A 1,539-nucleotide genomic window follows, 5' to 3' on the forward strand; every position below is an offset into this window, starting at 1 on the left:
TCCGTAAGGAGCTTCCCGTCAACTCCGGGTGCATGACGCTCTTGCCTGGAGCTTGAAGGCCGTTGCTGGTTCTCATGATGTCGTGCGGTGTTGCGTGTTGCAGTGGTGATTGTCAGCGCGATGGCGGCAACGGATGCCAGACTGCATTTCCGTAATCGGTCTTGTTGGGCGGCAGTTGCTCACCCGGACCACTGTATAAACCGCACCCGAAGGCCTCTCTCATTCATCGGTGTCGCCCATGCGCGGGGATCGGCCGCGGCACGCGGATGGCGCCATCTTGTTAGTCAGGCTCTCTTCGGGTCGGTCTGACCTGTTGCCTACCTTTCGCTCTGGCGGTGGAACGCAATGGCGCGTCAGGCCGCTCGTGCCGAACGCTTGCTGCGCGGCCGCTGCACCATCGGGTGCTTGAGCCACGCATGCGGGTCGTAGTCCTCATCGCGCGCCAGCATGGCCCATAGCTGGCGCGCATGTTTGTTGGCAATGGCCACGACCACCTTGCCGAACGGCAGGCGTCCGGCCAGGTCGCGGATCCACATCTGTTCCGGCGTTGCGCGCTCGGGCGTCATCGCCTGGGCGCGTTGCAGGCTGCTACGCGCCCCCTGGATCAGCAGCGTGCGCAGGTAGCGATCGCCTTTGCAGCTGATCGGCCCCAGCACGGTCTTGCCGCCGCTGGAGTGCTGGGTCGGTGCCAGCCCCAACCACGCCGCCATCTGGCGCCCGTTCTTGAACTCGCGCGCATCGCCCACCGTCGCCACCACGGCGTCGGCGGTCAACGGACCGATGCCGGTCAGTCGCTGCACGCGGACACAGCGGGCATCCGCACGCGCCTGCGCGGTGATGTGCCGGTCGCATTCGGCCAACCGTTCGCGCACCTGTCGCCAGTGGGCGGCATGCTGGTCCAGCAACTCCATCATTACCACCGGCAGCCCTGCGCGGACGTTCGGCTCCGCCAGCGCCCGCAGCAACGCCGGATCGTTGCGCGCCACCACCACGCCAAACTCGGCGAGCAGGCCGCGTAGCCGATTGCTGACGGCCAGGCACTCGGCCTTGTAGCCCTCGCGCACCCGGTGCCACGCCAGGCGCGCCTGCTGCGCTTCGGTCTTGACCGGCACGAAGCGCATGTTGCCCTGCCGCGCGGCGGTGGCGATGGCCTCGGCGTCGTTGCGGTCGTTCTTGGTCGCCTTGCTCTTTCGGAACGGTGCCACGAACTGCGCGGCCATCAGTTTCGGCTGCAGGCCGTAGGCCTGGCAGCGCCGGGCCCAATGGTGGGCGCCGCTGCAGGCTTCCATGGCGACGGTGGTGTCCGCTGGAACCTGCGGCAACCATTCCACGAACGCCTGCCGGCGGAAATCCTTGCGCTGCCGGACCCGGCCGCCGGGGTCCACTGCGCAGGTGGAGAACACCTGTTTTGCGAGGTCGACGCCGATGGTTATAGTGCTCATGGGAGACTTCCCCTCCAGTCATGCCGATGGTGAAAACCATCATGGTCATCAAAGACCGAGCGGTTGTCCGCAGGGGCGGGAAGTCTCCTTTTTACTC

General features: G+C 66.4%; 1 protein-coding gene. It reads right to left on the minus strand.

Annotation, left to right across the window (positions count from 1 at the left end):
• Positions 1-353: 353 nt before the first annotated feature.
• Entirely contained in the window at positions 354-1,442 is a 1,089-nt protein-coding gene (locus AC3A3X_RS17800) for an IS110 family RNA-guided transposase (RefSeq protein ID WP_487584306.1), read from the minus strand.
• Between the last annotated feature and the right edge of the window lie 97 nt (positions 1,443-1,539).

The organism is Lysobacter sp. Soil_N_23 (genome assembly GCF_057656135.1).

Bases quoted from the DNA above. Each gene is read 5' to 3' on its own strand.
- AC3A3X_RS17800 (WP_487584306.1), bottom strand. From the start codon at position 1,442: ATGAGCACTATAACCATCGGCGTCGACCTCGCAAAACAGGTGTTCTCC.